The organism is Streptomyces sp. NBC_01669 (genome assembly GCF_026339735.1).
Lineage (GTDB): Bacteria > Actinomycetota > Actinomycetes > Streptomycetales > Streptomycetaceae > Streptomyces > Streptomyces yanii.
This window is the reverse complement of the sequence record NZ_JAPEQG010000002.1, coordinates 1,027,021-1,051,543: the sequence shown is the minus strand read 5'-3', so window position 1 is coordinate 1,051,543 and position 24,523 is coordinate 1,027,021. Positions and strand designations below refer to the sequence as shown.

Sequence of the window (24,523 nt, the reverse complement as noted above, 5' to 3'; positions counted from 1 at the left end):
TTGCCACGAGAGTTCCGCAGCTGCCGTGATCTCCCGTTTCGGCCGAGATCGAGGAAGCCGCCGCCGTCCTGCGCAGAGCCCGCGCCGGATCCAGCCACATTCTCCTGCCGCTCACCGCGGGGCATGCGCCCCTGGCGCTCACCGCCTAGTGTCGGATGACATGCGCATACTCGTCGTGCAGCACGACTCGGAGCTTGCGGCAGTGATTTCCGGGTGCCTGCGCCGGATCAGCTTCGACGTCGACGTGGCCGCCGACCTCATCGACGCCGGCCACAAGTTGGGTGGCACCGCCTATCACGGCCTTGTGGCCGACCGGGCGCAGCCCGACGGTGACGTCCTCCGCCTGGTCGCAGCCCACCGCCGGGCCGGCTGGACCCGCCCGGTCCTGATGCTCACCGCGCTCGATTCGCACGCCGAACGGGCGGCCCTTATCGAGCAGGGCGCGGACGACTACCTGGTCAAGCCCTTCAATACCGCCGAACTGGCCACCCGGATGCGTATCCTCTGCCGCGCCCCCGTGGTTCCCGCCCAGGCATCCCGGCTACGCGTCGGTGACCTGCAACGGGGCCGACACGACGGCCGGTTCACCCGCGCCGGGGTACCGCTGTCCTTGACCGTCACGGAGGCTGCGGTCCTTCAGGCTCTGATGCTGGCCGGCGGCGCGCTGGTCACCCGTGACCAACTGGCCAAGTGCTGCGCCGGCGAACAGCACCAGCCGGAATCCCACGCGGTCGACAGGCTGATCGGCCGACTCCGCCGCAGGCTCGGTCCCCCGGACCCGATCCAGACCGTCCGCGGGATCGGCTACCGGCTGGTCGACCCTGCCTGAGACAGCGACCCGGGCGGTGAACCGATGGGTCCACTGCCCGGATCGCCGAGGCCGAGCGGGAAGGCTGGCTGAGCGAGATCGAGGGCCTACAGGTCAGGCTTGCCGGCGCCCAGGACAAGCTGGCTCAGCCCGACGCCGAAACTGCCCGTCGATCGACGGCCGTCAGTCTCGGCATGCCGACGTTCGGACAGATCGCCGCCACCACTGAAAACCCGACCCCGCTTCCTGACACAAAAGGCTGACCTTAGGCTGTGGCCATGCTGCTGATCTACGACGGGGTGACTACTGCTGACGCGCCCACGCCGCGCACCGGCGGAGTCCCGCTCGTCCCGAGTGAATTCGTCTGGCCGAGGTGCCGCGAGTGCGCTGGGGTCATGCAGTTCCTCGCCCATCTGCCCCTCGACATCGGCGTGGTCGAGGTGTTCTTCTGCCAGAACGATCCCGGGATGTGCGACGACTGGGACGCCACTGCCGGCGCCAACCGCGCCTACCTGTTCTCCGGTGAGCTCACCCCGGCCGCTGTCCCGGCCTCCGGCGAGACGCTTCTCGGCGCGGTCACCGCTCTGCGCCTCCATCCGGCTGACAAACCCACGCAGGAGCCGGTCCTCGGACGGCTGGGCGGTGAGCCTGACTGGATCCAGGACGACGAGACTCCGGACTGTCCCTTGTGCGCCACCCGCATGACGTTCACGGCCGAGCTGGAGGAGGGCTACGACTTCGCCACCTCCGCGAACTTCGGCGGCGGGGGCCGCGGTTACCTTTTCAACTGCCAGCCCTGCAGCGAGGCCGCGTTCCTCTGGCAGCGCTGAACGCCGTCCCAGGAGTCATGCCGCGTGCGTAGTTCAGAGAAGCGGGCATGCTCGTGCTGGCAGGGTGATCCGTAGGGGCGAGCGCAGTTGCCGAGCTGCCGCAGGGGGAGCTGCTGAGGTCGCTGGCTGTCCAGGAGGTGGTCACGTCTGCCGGCGGCGCGATCGGGAGGACGCGGCAGTGCCTCTGCCCGTGATGGCCGCTGTCAGGGCAGCACCTCTGGTCCGTTGACGGACCTCCTGGCACACTCCCTGACGTCGCCGATGCCGACACTGGTTTGGCGCGGGGGTGCGGGCGCGGCGGCTTGGCAAGGCGGGGACGGGGGCAGGCGTGGCGCTGATGGCACAGGACCGGGAGATCGTCGAGCGTTTTCTCAAGCCGCCGGACGACCGGATCCTGGACGATCCCACCATCCGGGGTATCCAGCTGGTCCGTTTCTGGTTCGGTGTCTCGATCTCGATGGTCGTAGAGATCCCTCAGGTGTGGGCCCGGGACATTCCGCTCGTCGACTGGCTGGCCAACTGGCTGCTGTCCGGGGCGGTCAGGGTTCTGGCGGTGCCGTTCCTGTTGCTGGCGACCGTGCCCCTTGCCGTCGCGGCTTTCATCGGCGTCGCGCGCGACGGGCACCGGCGGCGGATGGCCGCGCGCCTGCGCGGGCCGTCCGTCGCGTTGGGGATGTTCGTGGCACATTGGCTGCTGCTCGTGGCCACAGCCATCGGACCGTTCTGGCTCGGCCACTACAAGGGTGAGTTGGTGGGCGGACTGACCTTTCTGGCTGGGTTGCCGCTGCTGCTGCGGGCCATCGGATTTGTGAGCATGTCGGTGCCCTGCGTCGCCCGGTACATGTTCCGCACCATGGAGGTCCATCAGGCGCTGCCCGCAGTGCTGACGGTGGTCCTGGTGTGACTCCTCCCCCTCGTGAACGAGGGGGCTTCTCGCTATGCCGGTGCGGCTTCGCGACGGACCAGCCCGGCCCGTAGAACGTTCAGGGCGCCCACCGTGTCCGCGTGCGCGCTGTGGTCGCACGAGACGCAGTGGAACTTCTCCTGTGTGGGCCGGTTCTCCGCTGCGACGTGCCCGCATTCGGGGCAGGTCCGGGAGGTGTTGCGGGGGTCCACAGCGATCACGTCTCGTCCGGCACTTTCAGCCTTGGCGTGCAGGATCGTCAGGAACACCCCCCATCCGGCATCCGAGATCGAGTGGTTGAGTCCGGCCTTTGCGGCGGCCCTGTTGGGCAGGAAGCTGCCCGGCCGGTCGGGGTCGGGCCTCGGTGCGGGGGCCTTGACCATGTTGCGGATCTTAAGGTCTTCGTGCGCGATGAAGTCGTGTTCGCGGACCAGGCCCAACGCGGTCTTGTGTGCATGATCGAGGCGCTGACGGCGGACCTTTCGGTGCAGGTCCGCAACCTTATGGACGGCCTTCTTACGCCGGTTGCTGCGGCGCTTGCACCGAGCGACAGCCTGCTGTGCCGCTTCGAGCTTCGCGGCGGCCTTCCGCCCGTGCCGGGGGTTCTCGATGAACTCGCCGCCCGAGTCGGCAAGGAAGTTGGCTATGCCCATGTCGATGCCGACCACAGAGCCGGTCGCGGGAAGCGGCTTAGGCGCGGTCTGCTCGGCGGTCAGGATCACGTACCAGCGCTTGCCCTCACGCTTGAGGGACACGGTCTTGACCTTGCCGACCACCGGCCGGTGCTGGTTGACCTTGACGTGCCCGACACCTTGGAAGCGGACGCGGGTGACCGGGTCGTGCGGAGTGGAGTCCCAGCGGCAGCCGTCCCCGTCCTTGGGGAAGTCGACCGTGTCGAACCAGTTCACGCCACGGAAGCGCGGGTAGCCCGGCGTTTCCCCCGCCTTGACGCGGCGGAAGAACGCGGCGAATGCCTTGCCGAGACGGCGAAGCGTCGCCTGCTGGGAGGAGAAGGACCACCGGCCCTGACGCTCCGGGTCGTGCACCCGGATCTCCTTGAGCTGCGCGGACTGCATCCCGTACTTGATGCTCGTCTTCGACACGTGCCGGTACGCGTCACGGCGTTCCTGCAAGGCACCGTTGTAGAGGGAGCAGTGATCGCGCAGCATCTCGCCCAGTGCGATCGTCTGGCCCACGGTGGGCCGTATAAGGAACTTGTACGCACGAATCATCCGACCCACCCCCCTTCCACGTTGGCTCGCTTGATCATACTACGCTTGGCGTTTGTCACCACGCTGGAAGCCAAATCCCGATATCCGCACCGGACGGCACGTCACCTACACCCTCCACGCACACTTGGTGTTCGTCACCAAGTACCGGCGTGACATCTTCGATGACGCCATGCTCAAACGGTGCGAGGAGATCATGCGAGAGGTCTGCGCCAGCTTCGAGACAGAGCTACGCGAGTTCAACGGCGAGGCGGATCACGTGCACCTGTTGGTGCACTACCCGCCGAAAGTCGCCCTGTCTAAACTGATCAACTCCCTCAAGGGCGTAAGCTCCCGGTACCTGCGGGCCGAGTACACCGGCCGCATCAACCGGATCGGCATGGGGTCAGTGTTCTGGTCCCGCTCCTACTTCGCAGGATCATGCGGCGGTGCACCGCTGACCGTAATCCGCCAGTACATCGAAGGCCAGAAGCGGCCTATCTGACCGCAACGACAGAGGCGGAGCGAACTCCGGCGCTTCGCGCCTCCGGGCTTAGGACGCGTTTCCCTCCCCGGCTGAAGCCGGGGATACCCACGCAAGAACAGGGATGGGAGCTGACGCTGGGGGGACTGCTGTTTAGGTTCCACGTCGTGGATAACGGTTACGACGCGCCCCTGTGGCTGGCGCTGGGCGGCGCGCTCGTCACCACCGCCATCGCGGCCTGGGAGATCGGCCGTCTGCGGGCCCGGCACGGCATACACCTGCGCAGCTTGCCCCGGCCCTGACCTGACGGTGCAGCACTGGCACCGTCAGGTCAGGGCACGGTCCTGGGCGGAAGGTGGGGCCACCTTCTATGCCTGCCGCAAGCGGGCCCAGGAGTGGGCCCGCAGAGCTGGACGCGGCCACCCGGGGGCCGGACCGCTACGGTCGGTCGCCGCCGTGGCCGCAGGCCCCGTGTCGTCCGCCGTGCACCGCCGCGTATGCCGCCGGGAGGGGCGAAGCGGCGGTCCCGTCGAGTCGTGCGACCGCGGCCCGGACCGCCGATGAGTGCACGTCGTGGACGACCCGGCCGCCCATCAGGGTCAGCTCGATACGGGTGTCGCTGATGTCGGCCACCGGGCATTCCGTCACATCACGGTCGAGAACGATCAGATCCGCCGCCAGCCCCGGGCGGACGGTTCCCGTAAGCCGTTCCACGGGGGCAGCTCGGATGTCGTCACCGCTCGGCGGCGAGGCGAGTGAGGGTCTGGGCAGCGGGTTCGACGCGGGCCTGGCGGTAGCCAGTGCCCGCCCACAGGTGGATCAGGTCGGTGTCGTGCGCTGCGGTGGCCGCCTTGCGCAACGGGCTGGTCAGGTGGTGGAGAGCGGGGTAGCCGAGCGGGGCGAGGGGTTCGTAGCGGTCGGTGAAGCGGTTGCGCAGGGCGCGGGCGGTGCGGCCGGTGAAGGCACGGGTCAGCGTGGTGCCCGCGAACGCCGGATCGGTGAGGGCAGTCTTGTGGGGTGCGGAGGCGCCGCTCTCGTGGGTGCGCAGGAGGACGGTGCCGACCATGGCGGCGTGGGCGCCGGCGCGCAGGGCGGCGGCGGTGTCGGCGGGGGTGGCGATGCCGCCCGCGGTGATCACGGGCAGCGGGACGGTGTGCCGTACGTCGCTGACCAGGTCGGGGAGCGGGATCGGGGTGACAGGACGGTCCGGTGTGAGAGTGGCGGAGTGGCCACCGGCCGCCGAGGCCTGGACGATCAGCAGGTCCGCGCCGATCTCCGCGGCGGCGAGGGCCTCGGCGGGGGTGGTGACGCTCTGGGCGACGAGGCTGCCGACGTCCTGCAGTGCCCGGACGGTGTCGGTCCCGGGCAGGCCGAAGGTGAAGGAGACCAGAGGGACGGGGGTCTCCAGGAGTAGCTCGAGCTTGTCCGTCCAGGCGTCGTCGTCCCCGTTGACGGGTTCGGCGGGGAGGGTGAGGCCATAGCGGTCGGCCTCCGGCTGGAGGGCGCAGGCGTAGGTGCGGTAAGCGTCCGCGGTGACGGGGACGGGGTTGGGCGCGAAGAGGTTGACGCCGAATACCACGCCGCTCGCGCGGACTTGGGCGATCTGGGCGGCGAGCTCGGCGGCTGTCCTGTAGCCGCCGGCGAGGAGGCCGAGCCCTCCGGCGCGGGCTGCTGCGACGACGAGGGCGGGGGTGCTGGGGCCGCCGGCCATCGGGGCGGCCCAGACGGGCAGATCGGCGTTGAGGGATGTCAGGTCGCGGGGCACGGCGAAAACTCCTCTGGCAAGGCGGGGGGGATCAGGCGGTCCGGGCTCGCTGGGCGAGGTGGTGCGGGAAGCGGAGGCAGCAGGCGGCCGCGGCGCAGGCGGCGGCGAGGACCAGGGCGGCGCCGAGGAGAAGGGCTTGGTGGTAGCCGTGGCGCAGCAGCGGTGCGGCCAGGACCGGGCCGAGGATCTGGCCGAGGCTGTAGCCGGCGGTGAGGAGAGCGACGGCGCGCGGGATCTGTAGATGGGTGCCGATGGCCAGGGCCATGGTGCTCACGCCCATGAAGGTGGCGCCGAACAGGACGGCGGCGCCGAGAGCGGAGGCGCTGCCGGTGAGCAGCGCGGGCAGCGCGATGCCGACGGCCTGGAGGGACAGCGAGATCATCAGCAGGGCCGGGCGGGAGAAGCGTCGGGCGAGGCGCATCCACAGCGCGCACGACGGCAGGGCCGCCAGGCCGACGACGATCCAGGCGCCGCTGCCGATCCGGCCGGGTGCGCCCTGCTGGATCGCGGCGACCAGGAACGTCCCGGCGATGATGTAGCCGGTGCCTTCCAGGGTGTAGCTGGTGAGCAGGGCGAGGAACCAGCGGTGGGTACGCGGCCGTTCGGCGGCCAGAGCCGCGGCGGCGGGGAGTGCGATGTCTGTCCGTCGTGGGACCAGACCCCAGGCGGCGGCGGTCATGAGCAGGGTGAGCGCCGCGCAGGACAGCCAGGCCGCCTGCCAGGAGCCGGCCTGCTGCACCGCGACCACCGTGAGGCCGGACAGGGCGATCCCCGCGCCGACCCCGCCGAACGCCCAGCCGGTCATGTGCTCGGCGTGCGCGGCAAGCTGGGACAGCATGGAGCTCGTCGCGGTCATGAAGACAAGCGCGCTGGCCGCGCCGGCCACGAGCCGCAGCGCCCACCAGGCGCTGCCGTCGTGGGTGAGGGGCATCAGGGCGAGTGTCGCCGCGAGGACCAGCAGTCCGGTACGGAGTGCGGCGGCCGAGCGGAGCAGAGGGGGGACGGCGATGCCGAGCAGGGCGCCGGCGAGGTAGCCGATGTAGTTGGCCGTGGCGAGGGAGGCGCCCATGCTCTCCGGCATCCCGGCCCGGGCATGCATCAGCGGCATGATCGGTGTGTACGCGAACCGGCCTACGCCCATTGCGGCGGCCAGGGCCGTAGCGCCCCGCAGTACCGTGGGCCAGGGCGACGTGGCCTGTGAGCGGGAGCGGGTGGGCGGCGCGAGCACGTCGGTCATGATCACTTTCCCTCGTACGATGGCTTCCCTTTCCACGCTAGGCAGCCCGCGCGGCGCGGGGAAATGCCCGTTACGCTGCATCCATGCTCCCCACGCATAGCGGGAGGCAGTGGTGACCACCCCGGCCAACATCGAGCTGCGGCACCTGCGCGCCTTCGCTGCCGTCGCCCGCCACCGCTCCTTCACGCGCGCCGCCGGGGAGCTGCTGATCACCCAGCCCGCCCTCAGCCGCACCATCGCCCAGCTGGAGACCGCCCTCGGCGTGCGCCTGATCGACCGCTCCTCGCGCCACGTCGAACTCACCGGCACCGGCGCCGAGTTCCTCGTACACGCAGAGCGCACCCTCGCCGCGTTCAACGCGGCCCTCGCCGCCGCGCGCCACGAGTCCACTTTGCGTCTCGGCTTCAGCTGGCTGCTTCCCGACCCCTGGGCCCAGCGCGCCATCTCCCGCTTCGAGGCCGACACCGGCGCCCGCGTCGACCTGATCCGCTGCGACGACCCGCTCGACGCCCTCGACCGCCAGGCCGTCGACATCGCCCTGCTGCGCGGCACCCGCCCGGTGGAGCCGCCCGTGCACACGGTGCACCTGTACGACGAGCAGCGCGTCGCCGTCTGCAGCCGCGACGCCGAACCGGCCGGCGTCGACCACCTGGACTGGCGCGATGCCGCCGACTGGACCCTGGTGGTCAACGCCGCCAGTGGCACCACAGGCCCCTGGTCCTGGCCGGACGGGGACGGCCCGCGCGGGATCGTGGAGACGGCGAACTTCGACGAGTGGCTCGAATCGGTCGCCGCGGGCCGGGGCATCGGCATCGTCCCCGAGGTTGCCGAACGCCGCATCCACCACCCGGCGTTGCGCTTCCTCCCACTGACCGGGGCGCCGCCGGTCCCCGTACGCCTGGCCTACCTTCCGACCAGGGGCACTCAGTCGGCCCTGCTGCGCCGCTTCCTCGATGCGGCCTGCGCGGATGCGCCAGAGGCATAGCAGATGCCGTAACGGCATGGTGTGGGCCTGGTCAGCGCGAGCGCTTCCAGCGCCACGCACCCAGGGCCGCGGCGAGGACGAGTATCGCGAGGACGATCGCCGCTGCCACGTAGTGGCCGGGAGTGGCCCAGGAGGGACCCGGCCAGACTGCCACGGCTACCTTGGCGGTGTCATTGGCGGCTGTGGCGTCATGGCTGGGACGCCCGGCCTCGCCGTCGGAGACGGTGACTCGCCCACTGTGGTGGGCGACGTCCTTGTCAATGCGGAGGGTGAAGGGGAAGGTCGTCGTGGCTCCCACCGCTCCGACCCGCGCCGTACACACGTACCGACGTGCCCTCGGCTGTTTCGCGGACGGAGCGGTCAGGGGCGTGCCGTCCGGGGCGAGAGCGCGGCAGTCCTGGTCAACCAGTTCCTCCTCGCGTTCGAAAGCGTAGGGAGAGGACACGACGGTGGTGCCCAACGGCACCGTGAACTCGATCCGCACCGAGGCGGGCAACGCACCGGGACCGTCGTTGCGCGCGCCGATGCGCACCGTGGCAAGGCTGCCGATCGGTCCTTTGGCGGTGCCCGCGACGGCGACCAAGTCGGTCTCGTTGTGCACCGACACCTTCAGTTCTGACGAGCTTCTGTCCGCCGTACCCGCACCCCGAGCGTCGGCGGGTACCAGGCGGAGCGCGGATCCGTCGCCAGGTCTGTACTGAGACGCCAGCTGGTCCGGGGGTACGTAGTCGGTCCCGAGGGCGGCGGCCTGGAACGAGACGCTCGGGTACGTGGCGTCACGGCCGGCCCTGAGGACTTCTGGCGCGCCGAGCCGGTAGGACGCGCCAGGGGGGATGACGACATCGGCAGCCGGCAGGCGGCACCACGTCGATGTGCTGCCCCGGTAACGGCAGTTGCTGTGCTTGTCGGTCGGCGCGAGGCCGTCTCGCGTGTCCATGAAGAGCGCGACTCCGTGGGCGGGCACGTCGCCGGTGTTGCGTATGGTCAGTGAGACGGCGAGGCTGCCGCCTGGGTCAACATCGAGTCGATTGGGGTGTGCATCGACCACCAACGCCGGCTTGCCGATCACGATGAGGGAGCTTCCCGTGACGGTGGGCAGGCCGGGCGAGGTCACCCGATAGCGCAGCACCGCCGAGTCACCCGCCGTGGTGCCCTCCGCGGGACTCAGGTGGAAGTACTGGTGGTTCCCTCCCCGGGCGGGGGCCCCGTCCTGCGCCTTGCAATGGAAGACTGGCAGATGGACGGGACAGAGGTCCATCGCCGGTTTGATGATCGCGATCCCCTTCAAGTCGCCGGCGTCGAAGGTGACCGTGACGCCGGCCGCCTGCTTCTCCTCGACGTGCAACTCGGTGGTGCTGTGAGGGTCGCGCGAGACGTAGAAGACCGATGGCGCGACAAGCTCGGGCCCGGAAGGCGGCGCGCAGCCGACGAGGCCCGCCAGCACCGCGGCCAGGAGAAGAATCGGCCCGACGGCCGCACGGAATAGCTCGATTGGGGCGGCAGCTCTCTTTCGTCCCACCGTGAGACGGCACTTGACTCCCTCAAACGTGTCCATCGGGATCACCCTGCCAGGAGGACATCACGTCCGTGCATCGGTACTGTCACACGGCTCTGCCGTGCGGAGAGCGGCGTGGCGCCCGCCGACGGCCGCACGGCCGGCTACTCCCATCTCAGCTCTGCGGCCAAGCCCTCACGCTCCTCCGGCACCTTCCGACGACGCGTCTTGTACGGTGTGCCCCCGGGCGGTCACCCTGGACCGCTGTCACCAGGGGTGGCCGACCGCCAGCAGCACGGATACGGTAACCGCGTGGATAAGGACGAACGGCTGCTTCACGCCTCGTCGTTCGGCGCAGCGGCGAGTCCATCCGGCACGTGGCTCAACGTCGACGGTCCATGCCGCGTCCGCGGGCGGGGTGCCTTTGACGATGATGTGGCGGACGATCCGGAACGCCTCGCTGAGGAGCACTGTGTCTTCGTCGGGATACTCGTCGTTCTGCCCGTTTTCCAGGATGAAGCCGTCGCTCCAGTCTTCGGCCCCTGGGTCTGACGCGTGTGCACCCGGGTCACCTTCGCCGTCGAGCAACATGACCATCGCTCGCTCGGTGTTTGTTACAACGGCAAGGTGTCGCTCTGTTGAGCTGTGCGGCCACGACGCCTTCATGGTGAGGGGTGCTGCGGATGACGAGACCGCGGATGTGACGGCGGGCCATGCAGAGGCGGCAGGCCGGGCGGCGCCGCGGCTCGATGACCTCCTCGGTGGCGGACAGCGGCAGCCGCGGACGGAGGTCACAGATGATGCCGAGCGGAGGCATCGCGTGGATCAGGGAGGACGGGCCCCTACTGGTCAGGGCGGCGAGCCGCGACAGTGCCGCGGGGGTCCAGTAGCCGACTCGGTTGTCGTCACGGCGGTGCTGTCGCGACGGGCCGATCAGGGACTGAGCCGTCGCTGCGGAGCTTGGAGGAGGCAGAGCCGTCGTGCTCGCATCCCACCTGCCCGTTGAACGTCGACTCGGTGTGAGTGCAGGCCCCCCACTCTCGCCCCCACTGCCCCGGAGGTCCTCATCTCGCGGGGAGTCCAGGACGGTGAGGCGTACGACGATGGAGACCGGGCTGCTGTGGGCAGACTGTGACGCTCCAATGTCTCAGTCGGCATGCCACAAGAAGCGGTGGGTGTGAATCGCGAAGTAGGGGAAGTTCTCCACGGACGCGACACCCTCGACGACCCGTACGACGTCATTGATGAAGTCGAGAAGATCACGAGGATGACTGCACACGACCTCGGCGAACAGGTCGAAGCCGCCGGCGGTCAGGACCGTGTACACGACTTCGTCGTGCCGGGACAGCTCATCGGCCACCGCCCGGGGATCGCCGTCGATGTGCAGGCCCAGGAGCGCCATGGTCTGCTGGCCCATGGTCATCGGGTCGGTCACTCCGACGACCTGGAGCGCCTTGCTGTCGATCAAACGCTGCAGCCGGAGCCTCGCGGCCGAGGGCGACAACCCCACCTTCGGTCCCAGCTCGGCGTAGGGGATGCGACCGTCGACCTGCAGTTCCCGCAGAATGGCCTGGTCGATGTCGTCCATGAAGCACCTCTCTCTTCTGCATGAACGGCAAGCCGCACAGCTGTTCCAAGGACAATGCCGCATCTTCACACTTGAATCAAATGTGCCGAAAGTGGAATCGAGCGTCACGGACGGCTCCGTGCTCACTGCGCCGCCAATCGACGTGCCACTGTTCCTGAACGCGGCCACCGCCGCCACGATCTCCCTTGAGATCAAGGTCTTGCCTGACCGTACCCGCTGCGCCCGCCGGCGCCCATGGACCACTGTCCCGTTCGGCTCCGCCGGTGAGCCCTGCGTCGGACCCTGGCACCTGTGATGATCAGGTCAATATGCAAGATCAAACAACCCTTCTTCTTCGATGGTGTGCCACTCGGCCGGGAGGCCGAGGAAGCGGCAGAACAACAGGTGGAGGAGTCCGGTCACGGGTAGGACGACCGACATCGCACCGGGCACCGATATCTACCTGCACGGCTGGAGGCTCCGCGCCGACCAGCTCTCGGGCGGCGAACGCCAACGTGTCGCCCTGGCCCGCGCGCTCCTCACCCGGCCCGAACTCCTCCTCGTGGACGAACCGACAGCCGCCGTCGACCGAGCCCGAGCAGAAGGCCTCATCGGCCTGATCGCACGCACCGCACACCGGCACGGCTGCGTCACCATCGTCGCCACCCATGACCCGGTGGTCGTCGACTCGGCCGACACCACCATGGACATGCTCGACCATGCGACCGCAAGCCCTGCCTGAACCACGGAGACGCCGGGCAGAAGGCCGGGAGCGATCCCGGTCTTGTGTCAGGTGCCGAAGCCGAGGCCCAGGCGGTCGAGGGACCGCAGCCACAGGTCCCGGCGGCCCTTGTTGCGGTCGGCGCGGGCGAGGGAGCGCTGGGTGATGCCGATGCCGAGGGACTGGACGGGCTCGGGCGGGAAGGGCAGCGGTTTGTGTCGTACGAGGTCGAGGGCGGTGCGCTCGGTGTGCTCGCCGGCCAGCAGGTCGAGCATCACCTCGGCGCCGAAGCGCGTGGCGCCGACGCCGAGCCCGGTGAAGCCGGCGGTGTAGGCGACCTTTCCGTGGTGGCTGGTGTCGAAGAAAGCACAGAACCGGGTGCTGGCGTCGATGGCGCCGCCCCAGGCGTGGCTGAAGCGGATGCCCTCCAACTGGGGGAAGGTCCTGAAGAACTGGCGCGCGAGGGTGGCGAACGTCTTGGGGCGCCGGTCGTGCTCGGAGCGGACGCGGGCACCGTAGCGGTACACGACGTCGTAACCGCCCCACAGGATCCGGTTGTCGGCCGAGATCCGGACGTAGTGGAAGTAGTTGGCGGTGCCGGCCCAGCCCTGCCGGTTGCGCCAGCCGACCAAGGCGAGCTGTTGCGCGCTGAGCGGTTCGGTCATGAGCGCGTAGTCGTACACGGGCACGGTGTAGAGGCGGTGTCGGCGGACGAGGGAGGGGTACGCGTTGGTGGCGAGCGCGACGCGGCGGGCGGTGATCCGGCCGTAGGGGTTACGGGCGGAGACGATGGCACCGTGTTCGTCCAGGGCGAGGGCCGGGGTGTGTTCGTGGATACGGACGCCGAGTTCGAGGCAGGCGCGCTTGAGGCCCCAGGCGAGTCGCGCCGGGTTGACCATGGCGATGTCATTCTTGTTCCAGACGGCGCCGAGGAAGGTCGGGGAGTCGATCTCGTCGCGGACGGCGTCGGTGTCCAGGACGTCGATGGTGGCGCCGTAGCGGGCGGCCGTCTCGGCCTCCTCGGCGAGCCAGTCGACCTGGTGCGGCTCGGTGGCGACGACGAGGGAGCCGGTGCGTTCCCAGTCGCAGTCGATCGAGTGGCGCGCGAGGGTGTCTTCCATGGCCTGGAGGTTCTCGCGACCGAGGCGCTCGAGGACGCCGATCTCGTCGGGCCAGCGCGCCAGGCCGTTGGCGAGTCCGTGAGTGAGGCTCGACTCGCAGAAGCCGCCGTTGCGGCCCGAGGCGGCGCCGCCGGCCTCGGTGGCCTCGACGAGGACGACGTCGGCGGAGAGGTCTCGTTCCTTGGCGACGAGGGCGGTCCACAGGCCGGTGTAGCCGCCGCCGACGACGACCAGCAGGTCGCAGCTGGTGCCGCCGACGAGGGCGGGGGTTGCCTGGGGCCGGCGTGGGTCGTCGAGCCAGAACGGAGTGGGATCGGCGTCCTGGAGCGAGAGCAGGGGATCCATGGGGTTCCTTCGGGTGGTGGAGAAGTCAGGCGTGCGGGTCCTTCGGAGGTGCCGCTGAGGAGAACCGGCCTCCGCGAATACCGTCAATGAAGTTGACGTAAGGGCCTGCGTGCAGACGCCATCCCGCTTCGTATGCGGTCCGTTCAAGCAGGAGGGCGGCGTCTGCGCGCGCCTACGACGTCAGTGGGAGTGGCCGAGTTGGGCGAGGGCCTGGTCCAGCGTGTCGACGAAGAAGTCGGCCGCGGTGGTGTCGATGCACAACGGTGGCTTGATCTTCAGGATGTTGAGGTGGTCCCCGGTGGGCTGGACGATCACGCCGAGGTCGAGCATGCGGTCGCAGAGTTCGGCGGTCTCTTCTGCGGCGGGTTCCAGGCTGACGCGGTCCCGGACGAGTTCGAGGCCGAGGTAGAGGCCCGAGCCGTGGACGGCGCCGATGATGCCGTAGCGGTCGGCCAGTGCCTTCATCCGGCGCTTCAGGTGGCCGCCGACGCGCACCGCATTGCCTTGGAGGTCCTCGTCACGCAGGGCGTCCAGGACGGTGAGGCCCACGACGCTGGAGACCGGGCTGCCTCCGGTGGAGGAGAAGAAGTAGCCCTGGTCGCGGTACCGGTCCGCGACCGACTTGGACGTGATGACGGCGCCGAGGGGGTGTCCGTTGCCCATGGCCTTGGCGACACAGACGATGTCGGGGACGACCTGCTGCTGCTCGAAGCCCCAGAACCAGTGTCCCAGGCGGCCGTACCCGACCTGGACCTCATCGGCGACGGCCAGGCCGCCGTGACGCCGTACCGCCGCGTATACGTCGGCGAGATAGCCGTCGGGAAGGGCGACTCCTCCGGCGTTGCCGTAGAAGGTCTCGCCGATGAACGCTCCTGCCGGGTGGCCGGCAGCGGCCAGCTCGTCGATCACGGCGACTGCCTCGGGCCCGTAGCGCACGGCATCCGCCCCGCGGTGCCGGCCGCGATAGGAATTGGGCGAGTCCACGGTGTGGACCCAGTTCGGGCGGGTGGCGAGGGCGTTCGGGTTGTCCTGGAGTGAGGTGGAGACCGCGTCGGAGGCGTACGTCCAGCCGTGGTATGCCTCGCGCAGTGCGACGACGTCGTGCCGGCCGGAGGCGCCGATGGCCAGCCGGAGGCCCAGATCCACCGCCTCGGAACCGGAGTTGACGAGGAACACCGTGTCCAGAGGGTCGGGTAGGAGAGCGGCGAGGCGTTCGGTGAACTCCACCACCGAGGCGTAGTGGAATCGCGAGTTGGTGTTGAGCCGTCGCAGCTGCCGGGAGACCGCCTGTTCGACGCGGGGGTGGGCGTGGCCCAACGGGGTGACGTTGTTGACGATGTCGAGGTACGCGCGGCCGTCGGTGGACAGGAGATGGTGGCGCCAACCACGCTCGATACGGGGAGGGTTGGCGTAGTAGTGCTCCTGGACGGTCGCGAACACGGCGTCGCGCCGGTCGAGCAGGTCCCTGTGCTGCGTACGGCCGGTGGCCGGGAGACCGAGGAGCGGGGCAGGGTCGGCGCTGAGCGCGAGCCAGCCGGCGGCGTACTCGGGGCGGACCAGTGGAGGGACGGCAGGGCCGTCGGCGTCGCGCAGCGCCATGTGGAACGAGGTTCCGGAGGAGAGGTGGGCGACGTCCTCGCCCGCCTGGACCGTTGCACCGGTGGAGACCATCGGGTGGACCGCGCGGGGGAAGGACAACGTCAGCACCTGCGGGCCGCACGTGATCTCCACACGGCCCGGCACCGAGGCGAGGACCTTCCCCGCGGCGGGGGCCTGTACCACGGCATCCCGGCCGAGCCACAGGTCGATGCCGGTGGGCACGGTGGCTGCGGAGACGGCTGACAGCGCCGGTGCCTGAGTGAGCCGCGCATGGGCGTACCGGGTGGCGACCGCGACCGCGCCGTCCGCGAGTGCGGTGGCTGCCAGGCGGTCCTCGATGCCGGCTTCGAGCCAGGCTCCGTGGTCCATGGAGTCGGCGCCGGTGGACAGGTCGAGGATGGTGATGTCGGCGGCCGCGAGGTCCCGCAGGAGGGAGTGCACCGGTGCCTCGGCCCGAGCGGCCCGAGCGGCCCGAGCGGCCCGAGCGGCCCGAGCGGCCCGAGCGGCCCGAGCGGCCCGAGCGGTCGCATCGGTCGCATCGGTCGCGTCCTTGACGAGGTGGATCATCACCGGAAGGGGCAGGCGGGTGGCCTGCTCGAATATGCGCCATTCGCGGTCGAGCGCGGCCTTGGCATAGGCGTTGTCCTCGTCGACGGCGGCCTGGTGCCGTCCGCTGGCGACCAGGACGGCGGCGCGCAGGACGACGAGCGGCCACAGAGCCTCCGCCTCCTCCTGGGAGAGTGGCCGAACGGTGTGAAAGGCGCGTACGGCGGGCAGCACGTGGTGGGGCTCGATCCCGTCGTGGTGGAGCATCGAGGAGAGCGACACGGCGAGTTCGCCGACCGCCCAGCTCGTGGTCAGGTCACCGAGGTCGATGATGCCGTCGGGCATGGGCAGACGGCCGTCGGGACAGCGGATCAGATTGTCGTCGGTGAGGTCGAGGTGCACGGGCTGCGACGGCAGCACGTCGGCAAGCCTCTGGACGTGTGCCCAGGCGTCGGCGGTCGCAGCGTGGATGGCGGTGCGCCTGTCGGGCTCGTCGATGTGCCCGGCGAGCTTGGCGACGACGCGTTCGGCGTGCTGCAGGTCCCACTGGAGCACGCGCTCGAGGCCCGGGTGCCGGAAGTCCCGCAGGGCGGTGCTGACCTTTCCGGCGATCGTGCCCATGGCTGCCACCGTGGTCGGGGAGAGGTGTCGTGGTCCCGAGAGCGTGCCGCCGGGCAGGTAACGCAGCAGGCGCGCGATGGCCGGCCCGCTCTCGGTGTCCACCGTCGTGCGACGCGGGGAGCCATCAGGGTGGCGCAGGACGGTGGCGATGCGCAGCTCCGGGTGGGCCGAGGCGATCAGGCCGGCGGCGGTGTCCTGGGCGTCGATCTCCAGGGCGCTGAAGGCGGGGTTGGTGATCTTCAGAATCGCCAAGGCCGTCCCGTCCTCGGCGCGCAGCAGGAAGTTGGCGTCCTGCTGGCTGCCCAGCGCTTGGGCTCGAGCGGTGAGGCCAAGGTGCTCGGCGGCAATGCGCTCTGCCTCGGCCGGTGTCACCCGCGGTACGGGAAGGGCGTCCTCGGTGAAGAAGTCGATGGTGCGGTACTCGTCGTGCAGCATGCAGGGTTCCTCGGCTGGTGTGGGCAGGCTGTGGGCGGACGCTCGGTTGCCTCTGGTCGACTTCCCCGAAGAAGCGCCCCAGTTCGGCGTACGGGATGCGGTTGTCGACCTGCAACGCCCGCGGGATGACGCGGTTGATGCCGTCCATGAACCACCCCGCTCTTCCACGTGAACGGCAAGTCGTGCTGCTGTTTCAAGCACAATGGCGGATCTGTTCGCTCGAATCAACTGTTCTGACGATTGAATCAAGCAAATCGTGAGTCATGGACTCTTGTCTGCACGCCGAAGCCCTGTTGAGTTCCCGGCCATGTACGACGGACTGGGCCGACGCCGGCCGGGCATCGGTTCCGGTCTACGTCGCAGGAGACGAGCCCTCCACCCGAGCGCACCGTGGGTTGCCCGTTCCAGCAGGACGGAGCCCTGAACCAGTCCAGTCACAGGCTTCCGCCATACCCACGGCATGTCGTTCGGCGAGGGCGCCACGAAGATCAAGTTCACCCCCGGGTCCGTTGGACCACCTGGTGGTGCTGCTCGGTGACGCGTCACCCCGCGGGGCTCGACCCGCGGGCATCCCTGCACCCACGGCACTTCAGAAGCACTGCTCCTGGTCTTGCCGGACGAGGTGGAGATACGGCCCGCGAACAGCAACACAGGCAGTCCGCTCTGGACCCGATCCGCTGTCCACACCAGCGGTCCGCACCGGAGCATCACACGCATCCCGGCTGGAGCACTCATGACCCCTATCGCAACGCCATCGCCCCCGGTCGCCGGACCCGCGACATCGCCGCCGGGACCGGCGACCGGGCCAGACATGGGCCCGCCCGGCGGCCGGGTGTACTGGTTGGGCGGGTCTTGCGAGTGGCGATCCGGATCAGCTTGGTGCAGGCCCACTCGGAAGCCCTGGGCAGGAGCCGGGGCACCATTGCGCAACCAGTGGTTGCACATTCCTGGGGAGGTCGGCTAGGTTGATGTGCAACCAAACGTTGCAGAAGGTGGCAGGCATGGAATTCGGAACGATCGAGCGGGAGATTCACATCGACGCCTCACCCGAGGTCGTCTTCGACGTGGTGAGCAGTCCCGAGCACCTACGCGAGTGGTGGCCGGACGAGGCGGAGTTCCCGGCCGTGCCCGGGGGAGCAGGGCGGATCGGCTTCGGGGACTTCTCGCAGGGCGGCTCCTGGGTGCAGTTCACGGTCGTCGACGCCGTGCCGCCGCGGCGCTTCTCCTTCCGATGGACCCATGACGAGGGGGAGTCGGCAGCCCCGGGCAACTCGAACCTGGTCGTCTTCGAACTCAGGCCCGCCGGGACCGGGACGCTCCTACGGATGACCGAGAGCGGCTTCCGTGAGCGCGGCTGGGACGAGGCGAAGGCCGCTGCCAAGTACGCCGAGCACGTCACCGGCTGGGACTTCTACCTGCCGCGGCTCCCGGCGTACGCCGCGAAGGTCGGAGTGGGTGCATAAGTGTGATGGTGGACGACGACCTCTGGTCGGCGGTCGGTGACCCGACCCGGCGCCGGATGCTCGACCTGCTGCTGAGCGAAGGCAGCGGGACGGCGACCAGTCTGAGCGAGCGCCTGCCGGTGACCCGTCAGGCGGTGGCCAAGCACCTCGTCGTCCTCGACCGGGTCGGCCTGGTGCACGCCACCACCGCCGGCCGCGAGAAGCAGTTCCGCGTCGATCAGGCCCAGCTCGCCCGCGCCGTCGCCCAACTCGCCGACGTCGGAAGTGCCTGGAGCTCCCGTCTCCAGCGCATCAAGCGCATCGCCGAGACGATCCAGCGCGGCCAGGACACGAACAACGAGACCGAGAAGAAGCAGTAGAGAGGAACACGGAGATGGCAGACATCCTTCACCGCATCGGCGTCGAGCAGTCCTCGCCGGAGCAGGTGTACGACGCGCTCACCACCCTCGACGGCTTGTCCGGCTGGTGGACAGAGAAGGCGTCGGGGGAGACCGACCTCGGCGGCGTGATCGAGTTCCGGTTCGGGCCGGGCGGGTTCGACATGAAGGTCTCCGAGCTCGATCCGGGCCGGCTCGTCCGCTGGGACGTCGTGGACGGACCGCAGGAGTGGATCGGCACCAGCGTGCAGTGGAACCTCCGTCAGGACGGCGACTACACGATCGTGCTGTTCAAGCACGAGGGCTGGCGCGAGCCGGTCGAGTTCATGCACCACTGCAGCACCAAGTGGGGCACCTTCCTGATGAGCCTCAAGCAGCTCCTTGAGACCGGAGAAGGTGCCCCCGAGCCGCGCGACGTGAAGATCAGCGACTGGCACTGACCCGGAGACGCTCGCCGAGCCGGCCGTTCGCCGATGGTCGTGAATCGCCGCCGGTACGCCGAGTACGGCGCCCCCTCCACCTCCTCGTCGACCGGATCCAGGGCAGCGTCACCCTGCTCTCCGAACCCGGCCGGCTCGGTTGCACCACGTCGACGGCCCGCAGCCCGTCGACGTGGTGCCGCGCCTGCCGGAGCCGTTCGGCGTGGACTTGGACACCAGCGGCTTGTCGCCTGCCTGACCGACACGTCTCGCGATCCGAGGCCGGCAACCAGGCACGACTGCGTCCCGCGCCTACGCTTGCCGCCATGGATGTGCCGGTCCGTCGGGTTCGGTATGCCTCTGCCTGAATCCCGGTCGGACCGTTACCGGTGGGTCAACAAGGTACTGGTCGATTGTCGTCGTCCGTGTCGCCCGTTGTATCCGCAGTGTTGTTCGGGGCCAGGGAGCGAATGTGGGGTATCGGTGAGGGCAGTAGCCAGAGCAGTGACAGGGCTCCGCCGACAGCGGCGATGAGGAGGGTCGCCCTCAGGCCGATGAAGGTAGCGAGTAGCCCGCCGACGATGGCTCCGACGGGGCGGATGCCGTAGTTGATCGTGCTGTACGCGCCGGCCACGCGGCTGCGCATGCCATCGGGGATCACAGCGGCCTGGAGGGAGTTGAGGTTGACGTCGAACAGCATGACGCCGAAGCCGGACAGGAACTCGGCCGCGGCCAAGGCTCCGGCACGGAGCCAGAGCGGGCCGTCTGCGGCGGCGGCGATGGCGATCGGCGCCGGAAACAGCACCGCGCCCACGACGATGCTGCGCCCCACGCCGAACCGTCGCGAGACCTTCGGGGCGAACACCGCGCCAAGGAGGGAACCGGTCGCGCCGATCCCGAATGCGATGCCGATCACTCCCGCCGACAGTCCGAGGCTCCGGTTGGCGAACAGCACGATCAGCCCACTGCCCGCGACAAAGGTGAAGAAGTTGACGGTCGCCGCGCAGCTGAGAGCGGCCCGCAGCACTGGGTGACGGACGACGAACGACAGTCCCTCTCGGGCACGTTGCAACAGCGAGGGTGCCGCTGCGCTGCCGGAGGCAGCCGGGAACTCGTGGACCGAGACCCGGCCGACCAGGAACGCTGACGCCAGGAAGGTCAGGGCATCCACGGCGATGGTGACGGGTGCGGTCAGCGCCTGGACCAGGGCGCCGCCGATGGCCGGACCGGCGACATACGATGCGGACCGGCTGGCACTGAGTTTGCTGTTGGCGTCGACGTAGGACGCGCGCGGCACGAGGCGTACGAAGAACGGCGGATAGGCGGTGTTGAACAGCACCCCGGCGGCGCCCATCAGCAACGCCACGGCGTACAACTGTCCCAGCGTCACCACCCCTAACAGGTAGGCCGCCGGGACGCTGAGCAGTACTGCGGCGCGCACCAGGTCGGCGAGGATCATCAGGCGGCGTTTGTGGGCTCGGTGATCGACCCAGGCCCCCAGGAAGATTGCGAGCAGGTTCGGGGTCCAGATGAGTGCGGTCAGCCAAGCCACCTGGTTGGCCGAAGCGTTCAGGGCGCTGATGGCGATCAGGGGCAGGGCCAGTTCGGTGATCCGGTCGCCGAACTGTGAGACCGACTGGCCGGCCCAGAAGCGGCGGAACCGTCGATCCCGCCACAGTGATATCGCAGTGGTCCGGTCGGGGTTGTTCACGGCGTCTGCCCGGTCTGCTTCTCGGCACCTTCCGGCAGGACGTAGCGCATCAGCCGGACGCCACGGCCGTCGGCAGGCCGCTCGGCCGGGTCACGAGTGACGTACGGCGCGAGAATGCGCTCGATCCCGTCCTCGATGGCGGCGAGTTCTTCGGCGGAGACCACGACGCGGGTGTGGGCCAGCCCGGCCAGTCTGCGCCACGCCGGTTCGAGTTCGGGTTCGACCTCGGCAGCCCACCGGCTCGGAAGGTCTGCACAGTGCAGGAACATCTGCCGCGACAGCACCCGTGCGGCTGACTGACCCTCCTCGTCCGCCGGGTCCTGTGGCGCCTCGAACCGGAAACCGCGCGCCACCGCCTCCCACCGCCGCTGGCGGCGGTCCGGTCCGGGCTCGCTGTCGCGGACCAGTCCGAAGCCCGCCAGGTGGCGCAGATGCCAGCTGGTCACCGTCGGGGTCGCTCCTACGTCGGGCGCGAGTTGCGTCGCGGTCGCCGGCCCGTGCCGCTGGAGATGGTCAAGGATCGCCAGCCGGACGGGATGTGCCAAGGCCCGCATCGCTTGCGGGTCGGTGATCTCGATATCGCCCAGGCGATTATTGGAGTCCATGATGTGAGAGTCTCCTCTCACGATTTGTGAGAGTCAACGCTCACGTCGGCCGGCGTCGAGCAGCCGCCGGACGGGCCGCCGACGACAGCGGCGGCCCCCGCGGTCAGTGCGCGTTTGCCGCCGCTCCCAGGACCCCCTCAGCCAGTTCGTACGTGGCCATGGACGGATCGTGGCGCCGCGCTCCCGGACCCGCTGTCGCTATGGCGGTGATCGTGGCAGAGAGCGGACGGCAGGGGATCCCGGGCACGCGCCCGGAATTTCAGGGCGGCTGCGGAGCCCCTCTGTCCGTGGCACTGAGAATGAATCCCGGCAGCCTGTCTCTCCCCGGAAAATCAATGGTCGCCAGACCGCGGCTGTCCGTGCTCTCACGGCCTGGCGACCGGTATAGGGGCGGCCCGTCTGTCAGACGCGCCGTCAGTCGGACGCGGCGGCGTCGACCACGCCGGCCGTTGCCCGACGCGTCGTCAGAATGCGGTGAATCAGCCGCGCACCCGCGCGCGCCGTCCGGTGGTCGACATCGAGGTCCGGGTTGAGTTCGGCGACATCGACCACGATCGGCTTCCCGCTTGCCGCCACCCGGGCGCAGACGCGCTCGACGACCTCCATCTGCACGCCGTGGGCGGCCGGGGCGCTGACCCCGGGAGCGGCGGCGGCCGGCAGGACGTCCAGGTCGATGCTGAGGTGGAGGACATCGCTGCCGTCGACGAACTCGTCCACGAACGCGTCGACCGCGGGCAGATCGAGGAGCCCGCACTCGGTGTCGGTCAGATAGCGCACTTTGAGCCGGCCGGCCGTGCGGAAGAGATGCTCGGTGTTGCTCGGCTGACTGATGCCGATCACACGGTAGTTGAGCCGGTGGCCCCGCTGCTCCTCGCTCCGCGCCATCTGGAGGAACGGGGTGCCGGAGCTCGCCCGTACGTCGTCCCGGAGGTCGAAGTGGGCGTCGAGGTTGAGCACCCCGAGCCGCCCTCCCGCCCGCACCGCGCGCGTGCCGACGAGCCCGAGATAGGTCCCGTACGCCACCTCGTGACCGCCGCCCAGCACCACCACCGGAATGCCGCGGTCGACGAGCGCGCCGACCGCCTGCCCCAGGCGCCAGTGCCCCGACTCCAGGTCCCCGTCGAGGACTTCGACGTCTCCGGCGTCCAGCGCGGTCATGGGTGCGGGCAGTGCCATGGACGCCAGGGCGGCACGCAGTTCGCGCGGGCCGCCCGCCGCACCCTGGCGGCCCTTGTTGCGGCGCACCCCCTCGTCGCTGCGGAAGCCGACGAACGCGGCGTCCCACGGTCCCGGTTGCCCGGGGTCGGTGCTGATCGCGTGGTGCCAGCGCAGGTGTTCGTTCCCGGGACCGTCGTCCCGGCCGTGCCACGCCTCGGGAGCCACGTCCACGGTGAGGTCGACAGGCCCGTCCACAGCGAAGTCGACAGCCATGTCCGTGGGTTCGATCGTGCCCGCCGCGCTCACTTGCTGTCGCCCTCGGTCATGGGGATGCGCACCCCGCGGTCGCGTGCCACGGTGCCGGCGTACTCGTAACCCGCGTCGACGTGCCGGATGACGCCCATGCCGGGGTCGTTGGTCAGGACGCGGGACAGCTTCTGCGCGGCGAGTTCGGTGCCGTCGGCGATGCACACCTGGCCCGCGTGGATGGAGCGGCCCATGCCGACTCCGCCGCCGTGGTGGATCGAGACCCACGAAGCGCCGGACGACGTGTTCACCAGGGCGTTGAGCAGCGGCCAGTCGGCGATGGCGTCGGAGCCGTCGAGCATGGCCTCGGTCTCGCGGTACGGGGAGGCGACGGAGCCGGAGTCCAGGTGGTCGCGGCCGATGGCGAGCGGCGCGGACAGTTCGCCGGAGGCGACCATCTCGTTGAACCGCAGGCCCGCACGGTGGCGTTCGCCGTAGCCGAGCCAGCAGATGCGGGCGGGCAGGCCCTCGAAGGAGACGCGCTCACCGGCCATCTTGATCCAGCGGTGGAGGTGCTCGTTCTCGGGGAAGAGCTCCATGATCGCCCGGTCGGTGGCCTCGATGTCCTTGGGGTCGCCGGACAGCGCCGCCCACCGGAACGGGCCGAGGCCCTCTTCGAACAGGGGCCGGATGTGGGCGGGTACGAAACCGGGGAAGTCGAAAGCGCGCTGGTAGCCGGCCCTGCGGGCCTCGTCGCGGATCGAGTTGCCGTAGTCGAAGACCTCGGCTCCGGCGTCGAGGAACCCGACCATGGCCTCCACGTGCCGGGCCATCGACTCGCGGGAGCGGCGGGTGAAGTCCGCTGAGTCCTTGTGGGCCTGCTCGTGCCACTCCTCGACGCTCACGCCGACGGGGAGGTAGGCCAGCGGGTCGTGCGCCGAGGTCTGGTCGGTGACGATGTCGATCGGCGCGCCCATCTCCAGGAACTGCGGGAACACCTCGGCGGCGTTGCCCGCGAGGCCGATGGACAGCGGGCGGCGCGCTTCCTTGGCCTCGATGGCGAGACTCAGGGCGTGGTCGAGGTCGTCGGCCGCGACGTCGAGGTAGCGGTGCGCGATACGGCGCTCGATGCGGGTGGGGTCGACGTCGACGCAGAGCGCGACACCGTCGTTCATGGTGACGGCGAGCGGCTGGGCGCCGCCCATGCCGCCGAGTCCGGCGGTCAGCGTGATGGTGCCCGCCAGCGTGCCGTCGAACTTCTTGCGCGCGATCGCTCCGAAGGTCTCGTACGTGCCCTGGAGGATGCCCTGGCTGCCGATGTAGATCCAGGAGCCGGCGGTCATCTGGCCGTACATGGTCAGTCCGCGCGCCTCGAGGGAGCGGAACTCCTCCCAGTTGGCCCAGTCGCCGACCAGGTTGGAGTTGGCGAGCAGCACCCGCGGCGCCCACTCGCTGGTGCGCATGACGCCGACCGGCTTTCCGGACTGCACCAGGAGCGTTTCGTCGTTCTTGAGCGTTTTGAGGGTGCGCACGATCGCGTCGTACGCGGCCCAGTCGCGGGCGGCCTTGCCGGTGCCGCCATAGACGACCAGGTTCTCGGGGTGCTCGGCGACCTCGGGGTCGAGGTTGTTCATGAGCATGCGCAGGGCGCCCTCCTGCTGCCAGCCGAGGCAGTTCAGTTCGGTGCCACGCGGGGCGCGGATGTGGCGGGCCGCGGGGGAAACGCCGGTCATGGTCTTCTCCTGGTGGGTAACGGAGTTGCTGCGTGACCCATGACAGGCGACCGGTCGGGCGGGAACCAGCGGCGGGCCCCGAAGTTCTCGGATCCGAGAACGGGATGCGCCCGGCCCATATGGCGGGGGCCGCCGTGACC

The 24,523-nt window shown here is 69.7% G+C and carries 23 protein-coding genes and 1 pseudogene; 11 read left to right on the top strand and 13 right to left on the bottom strand.

The genetic code is table 11. The features are described 5' to 3' along the window. Positions 1-160: 160 nt before the first annotated feature. From OG972_RS45915 to OG972_RS45905, 3 genes are all read left to right on the top strand, one after another. Positions 161-829 carry a response regulator transcription factor gene (locus tag OG972_RS45915; protein WP_266992664.1) on the top strand — a complete coding sequence of 223 codons (669 nt, stop codon included), beginning with the start codon at positions 161-163 and terminating at the stop codon, positions 827-829. A gap of 257 nt (positions 830-1,086) precedes the next feature. Further along, positions 1,087-1,638 (top strand): hypothetical protein, encoded by a 552-nt coding sequence (locus OG972_RS45910; protein ID WP_266992662.1) that lies wholly within the window; start codon positions 1,087-1,089, stop codon positions 1,636-1,638. A 328-nt stretch (positions 1,639-1,966) separates the two neighbouring features. Then, positions 1,967-2,542, top strand: coding sequence for a hypothetical protein (locus tag OG972_RS45905; RefSeq protein ID WP_266992660.1), 576 nt, complete (start codon positions 1,967-1,969; stop codon positions 2,540-2,542). 32 nt (positions 2,543-2,574) lie between these two features. Here OG972_RS45905 and OG972_RS45900 read toward each other — a convergent pair whose 3' ends face one another. After that, entirely contained in the window at positions 2,575-3,774 is a 1,200-nt protein-coding gene (locus OG972_RS45900; RefSeq protein ID WP_266992658.1) for a transposase, read from the bottom strand. 82 nt (positions 3,775-3,856) lie between these two features. On the opposite strand from OG972_RS45900, the gene tnpA reads away from it, so the two are divergent. Both tnpA and OG972_RS45890 read left to right on the top strand, forming a co-directional pair. After that, entirely contained in the window at positions 3,857-4,255 is a 399-nt protein-coding gene (gene tnpA, locus OG972_RS45895; protein WP_266993032.1) for an IS200/IS605 family transposase, read from the top strand. Between the two features lie 146 nt (positions 4,256-4,401). Further along, positions 4,402-4,536, top strand: coding sequence for a hypothetical protein (locus OG972_RS45890; protein WP_266992656.1), 135 nt, complete (start codon positions 4,402-4,404; stop codon positions 4,534-4,536). 136 nt (positions 4,537-4,672) lie between these two features. On the opposite strand, the gene OG972_RS45885 is transcribed toward OG972_RS45890, so the two are convergent. The 3 genes from OG972_RS45885 to OG972_RS45875 are packed head-to-tail and all read right to left on the bottom strand — an operon-like array spanning position 4,673 to position 7,236. After that, a complete protein-coding gene (locus OG972_RS45885; RefSeq protein ID WP_266992654.1) occupies positions 4,673-4,948 on the bottom strand; it encodes an amidohydrolase family protein in 276 nt (91 codons plus the stop codon). 19 nt (positions 4,949-4,967) lie between these two features. Beyond that, positions 4,968-5,999 (bottom strand): nitronate monooxygenase, encoded by a 1,032-nt coding sequence (locus tag OG972_RS45880; RefSeq protein ID WP_266992652.1) that lies wholly within the window; start codon positions 5,997-5,999, stop codon positions 4,968-4,970. Between the two features lie 31 nt (positions 6,000-6,030). Beyond that, complete coding sequence (locus tag OG972_RS45875) at positions 6,031-7,236, bottom strand: YbfB/YjiJ family MFS transporter (protein WP_266992650.1); 1,206 nt, start codon at positions 7,234-7,236, stop codon at positions 6,031-6,033. A gap of 112 nt (positions 7,237-7,348) precedes the next feature. Between OG972_RS45875 and OG972_RS45870 the strand changes: the two genes are divergently transcribed. Then, on the top strand, positions 7,349-8,221 hold the full coding sequence (locus OG972_RS45870) for a LysR family transcriptional regulator (protein WP_266992648.1): 873 nt from the start codon (positions 7,349-7,351) through the stop codon (positions 8,219-8,221). A gap of 31 nt (positions 8,222-8,252) precedes the next feature. On the opposite strand, the gene OG972_RS45865 is transcribed toward OG972_RS45870, so the two are convergent. The 3 genes from OG972_RS45865 to OG972_RS45850 all read right to left on the bottom strand — a co-directional run bounded on the left by OG972_RS45865 (position 8,253) and on the right by OG972_RS45850 (position 11,304). Beyond that, positions 8,253-9,665, bottom strand: a complete 1,413-nt coding sequence (locus tag OG972_RS45865; protein WP_266992646.1) for a hypothetical protein — start codon at positions 9,663-9,665, stop codon at positions 8,253-8,255. A gap of 318 nt (positions 9,666-9,983) precedes the next feature. Further along, the gene (locus OG972_RS45855) at positions 9,984-10,313 is read right to left on the bottom strand and encodes a hypothetical protein (protein WP_266993070.1); all 330 of its coding nucleotides are present in this window, start codon (positions 10,311-10,313) and stop codon (positions 9,984-9,986) included. A gap of 550 nt (positions 10,314-10,863) precedes the next feature. Next, positions 10,864-11,304: an Lrp/AsnC family transcriptional regulator gene (locus OG972_RS45850; protein ID WP_266992644.1), complete on the bottom strand. Its 441-nt coding sequence runs from the start codon at positions 11,302-11,304 to the stop codon at positions 10,864-10,866. On the opposite strand from OG972_RS45850, the gene OG972_RS45845 reads away from it, so the two are divergent. Continuing rightward, complete coding sequence (locus OG972_RS45845; protein WP_266992642.1) at positions 11,303-11,599, top strand: hypothetical protein; 297 nt, start codon at positions 11,303-11,305, stop codon at positions 11,597-11,599. The genes OG972_RS45850 and OG972_RS45845 overlap by 2 nt on opposite strands. A 159-nt stretch (positions 11,600-11,758) precedes the next feature. Next, positions 11,759-12,025: pseudogene (locus OG972_RS45840) on the top strand (ATP-binding cassette domain-containing protein); the annotation flags it as partial. Between the two features lie 47 nt (positions 12,026-12,072). On the opposite strand, the gene OG972_RS45835 reads toward OG972_RS45840, so the two are convergent. Together OG972_RS45835 and OG972_RS45830 are read right to left on the bottom strand one after the other, a co-directional pair. Beyond that, entirely contained in the window at positions 12,073-13,470 is a 1,398-nt protein-coding gene (locus tag OG972_RS45835) for an FAD-binding oxidoreductase (protein WP_266992640.1), read from the bottom strand. 180 nt (positions 13,471-13,650) lie between these two features. Next, positions 13,651-16,671: an aminotransferase gene (locus tag OG972_RS45830; protein WP_266992639.1), complete on the bottom strand. Its 3,021-nt coding sequence runs from the start codon at positions 16,669-16,671 to the stop codon at positions 13,651-13,653. Positions 16,672-17,672: 1,001 nt separating this feature from the next. Between OG972_RS45830 and OG972_RS45825 the strand changes: the two genes are divergently transcribed. From OG972_RS45825 to OG972_RS45815, 3 genes are read left to right on the top strand one after another with little or no spacing between them, the layout of a single operon-like run. Beyond that, complete coding sequence (locus OG972_RS45825; protein ID WP_266992638.1) at positions 17,673-18,134, top strand: SRPBCC domain-containing protein; 462 nt, start codon at positions 17,673-17,675, stop codon at positions 18,132-18,134. Continuing rightward, on the top strand, positions 18,131-18,493 hold the full coding sequence (locus OG972_RS45820; RefSeq protein ID WP_266993030.1) for a winged helix-turn-helix domain-containing protein: 363 nt from the start codon (positions 18,131-18,133) through the stop codon (positions 18,491-18,493). Before OG972_RS45825 ends, OG972_RS45820 begins: the two co-directional genes overlap by 4 nt. Positions 18,494-18,507: 14 nt before the next feature. Continuing rightward, entirely contained in the window at positions 18,508-18,951 is a 444-nt protein-coding gene (locus OG972_RS45815) for an SRPBCC domain-containing protein (protein ID WP_266992637.1), read from the top strand. 373 nt (positions 18,952-19,324) lie between these two features. Here OG972_RS45815 and OG972_RS45805 read toward each other — a convergent pair whose 3' ends face one another. The 4 genes from OG972_RS45805 to hutU form a co-directional block, all read right to left on the bottom strand. Next, positions 19,325-20,641 (bottom strand): MFS transporter, encoded by a 1,317-nt coding sequence (locus OG972_RS45805; protein ID WP_266992635.1) that lies wholly within the window; start codon positions 20,639-20,641, stop codon positions 19,325-19,327. Next, positions 20,638-21,246 carry a helix-turn-helix transcriptional regulator gene (locus OG972_RS45800; RefSeq protein WP_266992633.1) on the bottom strand — a complete coding sequence of 203 codons (609 nt, stop codon included), beginning with the start codon at positions 21,244-21,246 and terminating at the stop codon, positions 20,638-20,640. Before OG972_RS45800 ends, OG972_RS45805 begins: the two co-directional genes overlap by 4 nt. A gap of 414 nt (positions 21,247-21,660) precedes the next feature. Beyond that, positions 21,661-22,677, bottom strand: coding sequence for a formimidoylglutamase (gene hutG, locus OG972_RS45795; RefSeq protein WP_266992631.1), 1,017 nt, complete (start codon positions 22,675-22,677; stop codon positions 21,661-21,663). A gap of 29 nt (positions 22,678-22,706) precedes the next feature. After that, positions 22,707-24,383, bottom strand: a complete 1,677-nt coding sequence (gene hutU, locus OG972_RS45790) for a urocanate hydratase (RefSeq protein ID WP_266992629.1) — start codon at positions 24,381-24,383, stop codon at positions 22,707-22,709. Between the last annotated feature and the right edge of the window lie 140 nt (positions 24,384-24,523).

Excerpts from the sequence above, each read along its gene's own strand:
- OG972_RS45915 (WP_266992664.1), top strand. The coding sequence starts at position 161 with ATGCGCATACTCGTCGTGCAGCACGACTCGGAGCTTGCGGCAGTGATT.
- OG972_RS45910 (WP_266992662.1), top strand. The coding sequence starts at position 1,087 with ATGCTGCTGATCTACGACGGGGTGACTACTGCTGACGCGCCCACGCCG.
- OG972_RS45900 (WP_266992658.1), bottom strand. The coding sequence starts at position 3,774 with ATGATTCGTGCGTACAAGTTCCTTATACGGCCCACCGTGGGCCAGACG.
- OG972_RS45875 (WP_266992650.1), bottom strand. The coding sequence starts at position 7,236 with ATGACCGACGTGCTCGCGCCGCCCACCCGCTCCCGCTCACAGGCCACG.
- OG972_RS45855 (WP_266993070.1), bottom strand. The coding sequence starts at position 10,313 with ATGGTCATGTTGCTCGACGGCGAAGGTGACCCGGGTGCACACGCGTCA.
- OG972_RS45845 (WP_266992642.1), top strand. The coding sequence starts at position 11,303 with ATGAAGCACCTCTCTCTTCTGCATGAACGGCAAGCCGCACAGCTGTTC.
- OG972_RS45850 (WP_266992644.1), bottom strand. The coding sequence starts at position 11,304 with ATGGACGACATCGACCAGGCCATTCTGCGGGAACTGCAGGTCGACGGT.
- OG972_RS45835 (WP_266992640.1), bottom strand. The coding sequence starts at position 13,470 with ATGGATCCCCTGCTCTCGCTCCAGGACGCCGATCCCACTCCGTTCTGG.
- OG972_RS45830 (WP_266992639.1), bottom strand. The coding sequence starts at position 16,671 with ATGCTGCACGACGAGTACCGCACCATCGACTTCTTCACCGAGGACGCC.
- OG972_RS45825 (WP_266992638.1), top strand. The coding sequence starts at position 17,673 with ATGGAATTCGGAACGATCGAGCGGGAGATTCACATCGACGCCTCACCC.
- OG972_RS45815 (WP_266992637.1), top strand. The coding sequence starts at position 18,508 with ATGGCAGACATCCTTCACCGCATCGGCGTCGAGCAGTCCTCGCCGGAG.
- OG972_RS45800 (WP_266992633.1), bottom strand. The coding sequence starts at position 21,246 with ATGGACTCCAATAATCGCCTGGGCGATATCGAGATCACCGACCCGCAA.
- hutG (WP_266992631.1), bottom strand. The coding sequence starts at position 22,677 with ATGGCTGTCGACTTCGCTGTGGACGGGCCTGTCGACCTCACCGTGGAC.
- hutU (WP_266992629.1), bottom strand. The coding sequence starts at position 24,383 with ATGACCGGCGTTTCCCCCGCGGCCCGCCACATCCGCGCCCCGCGTGGC.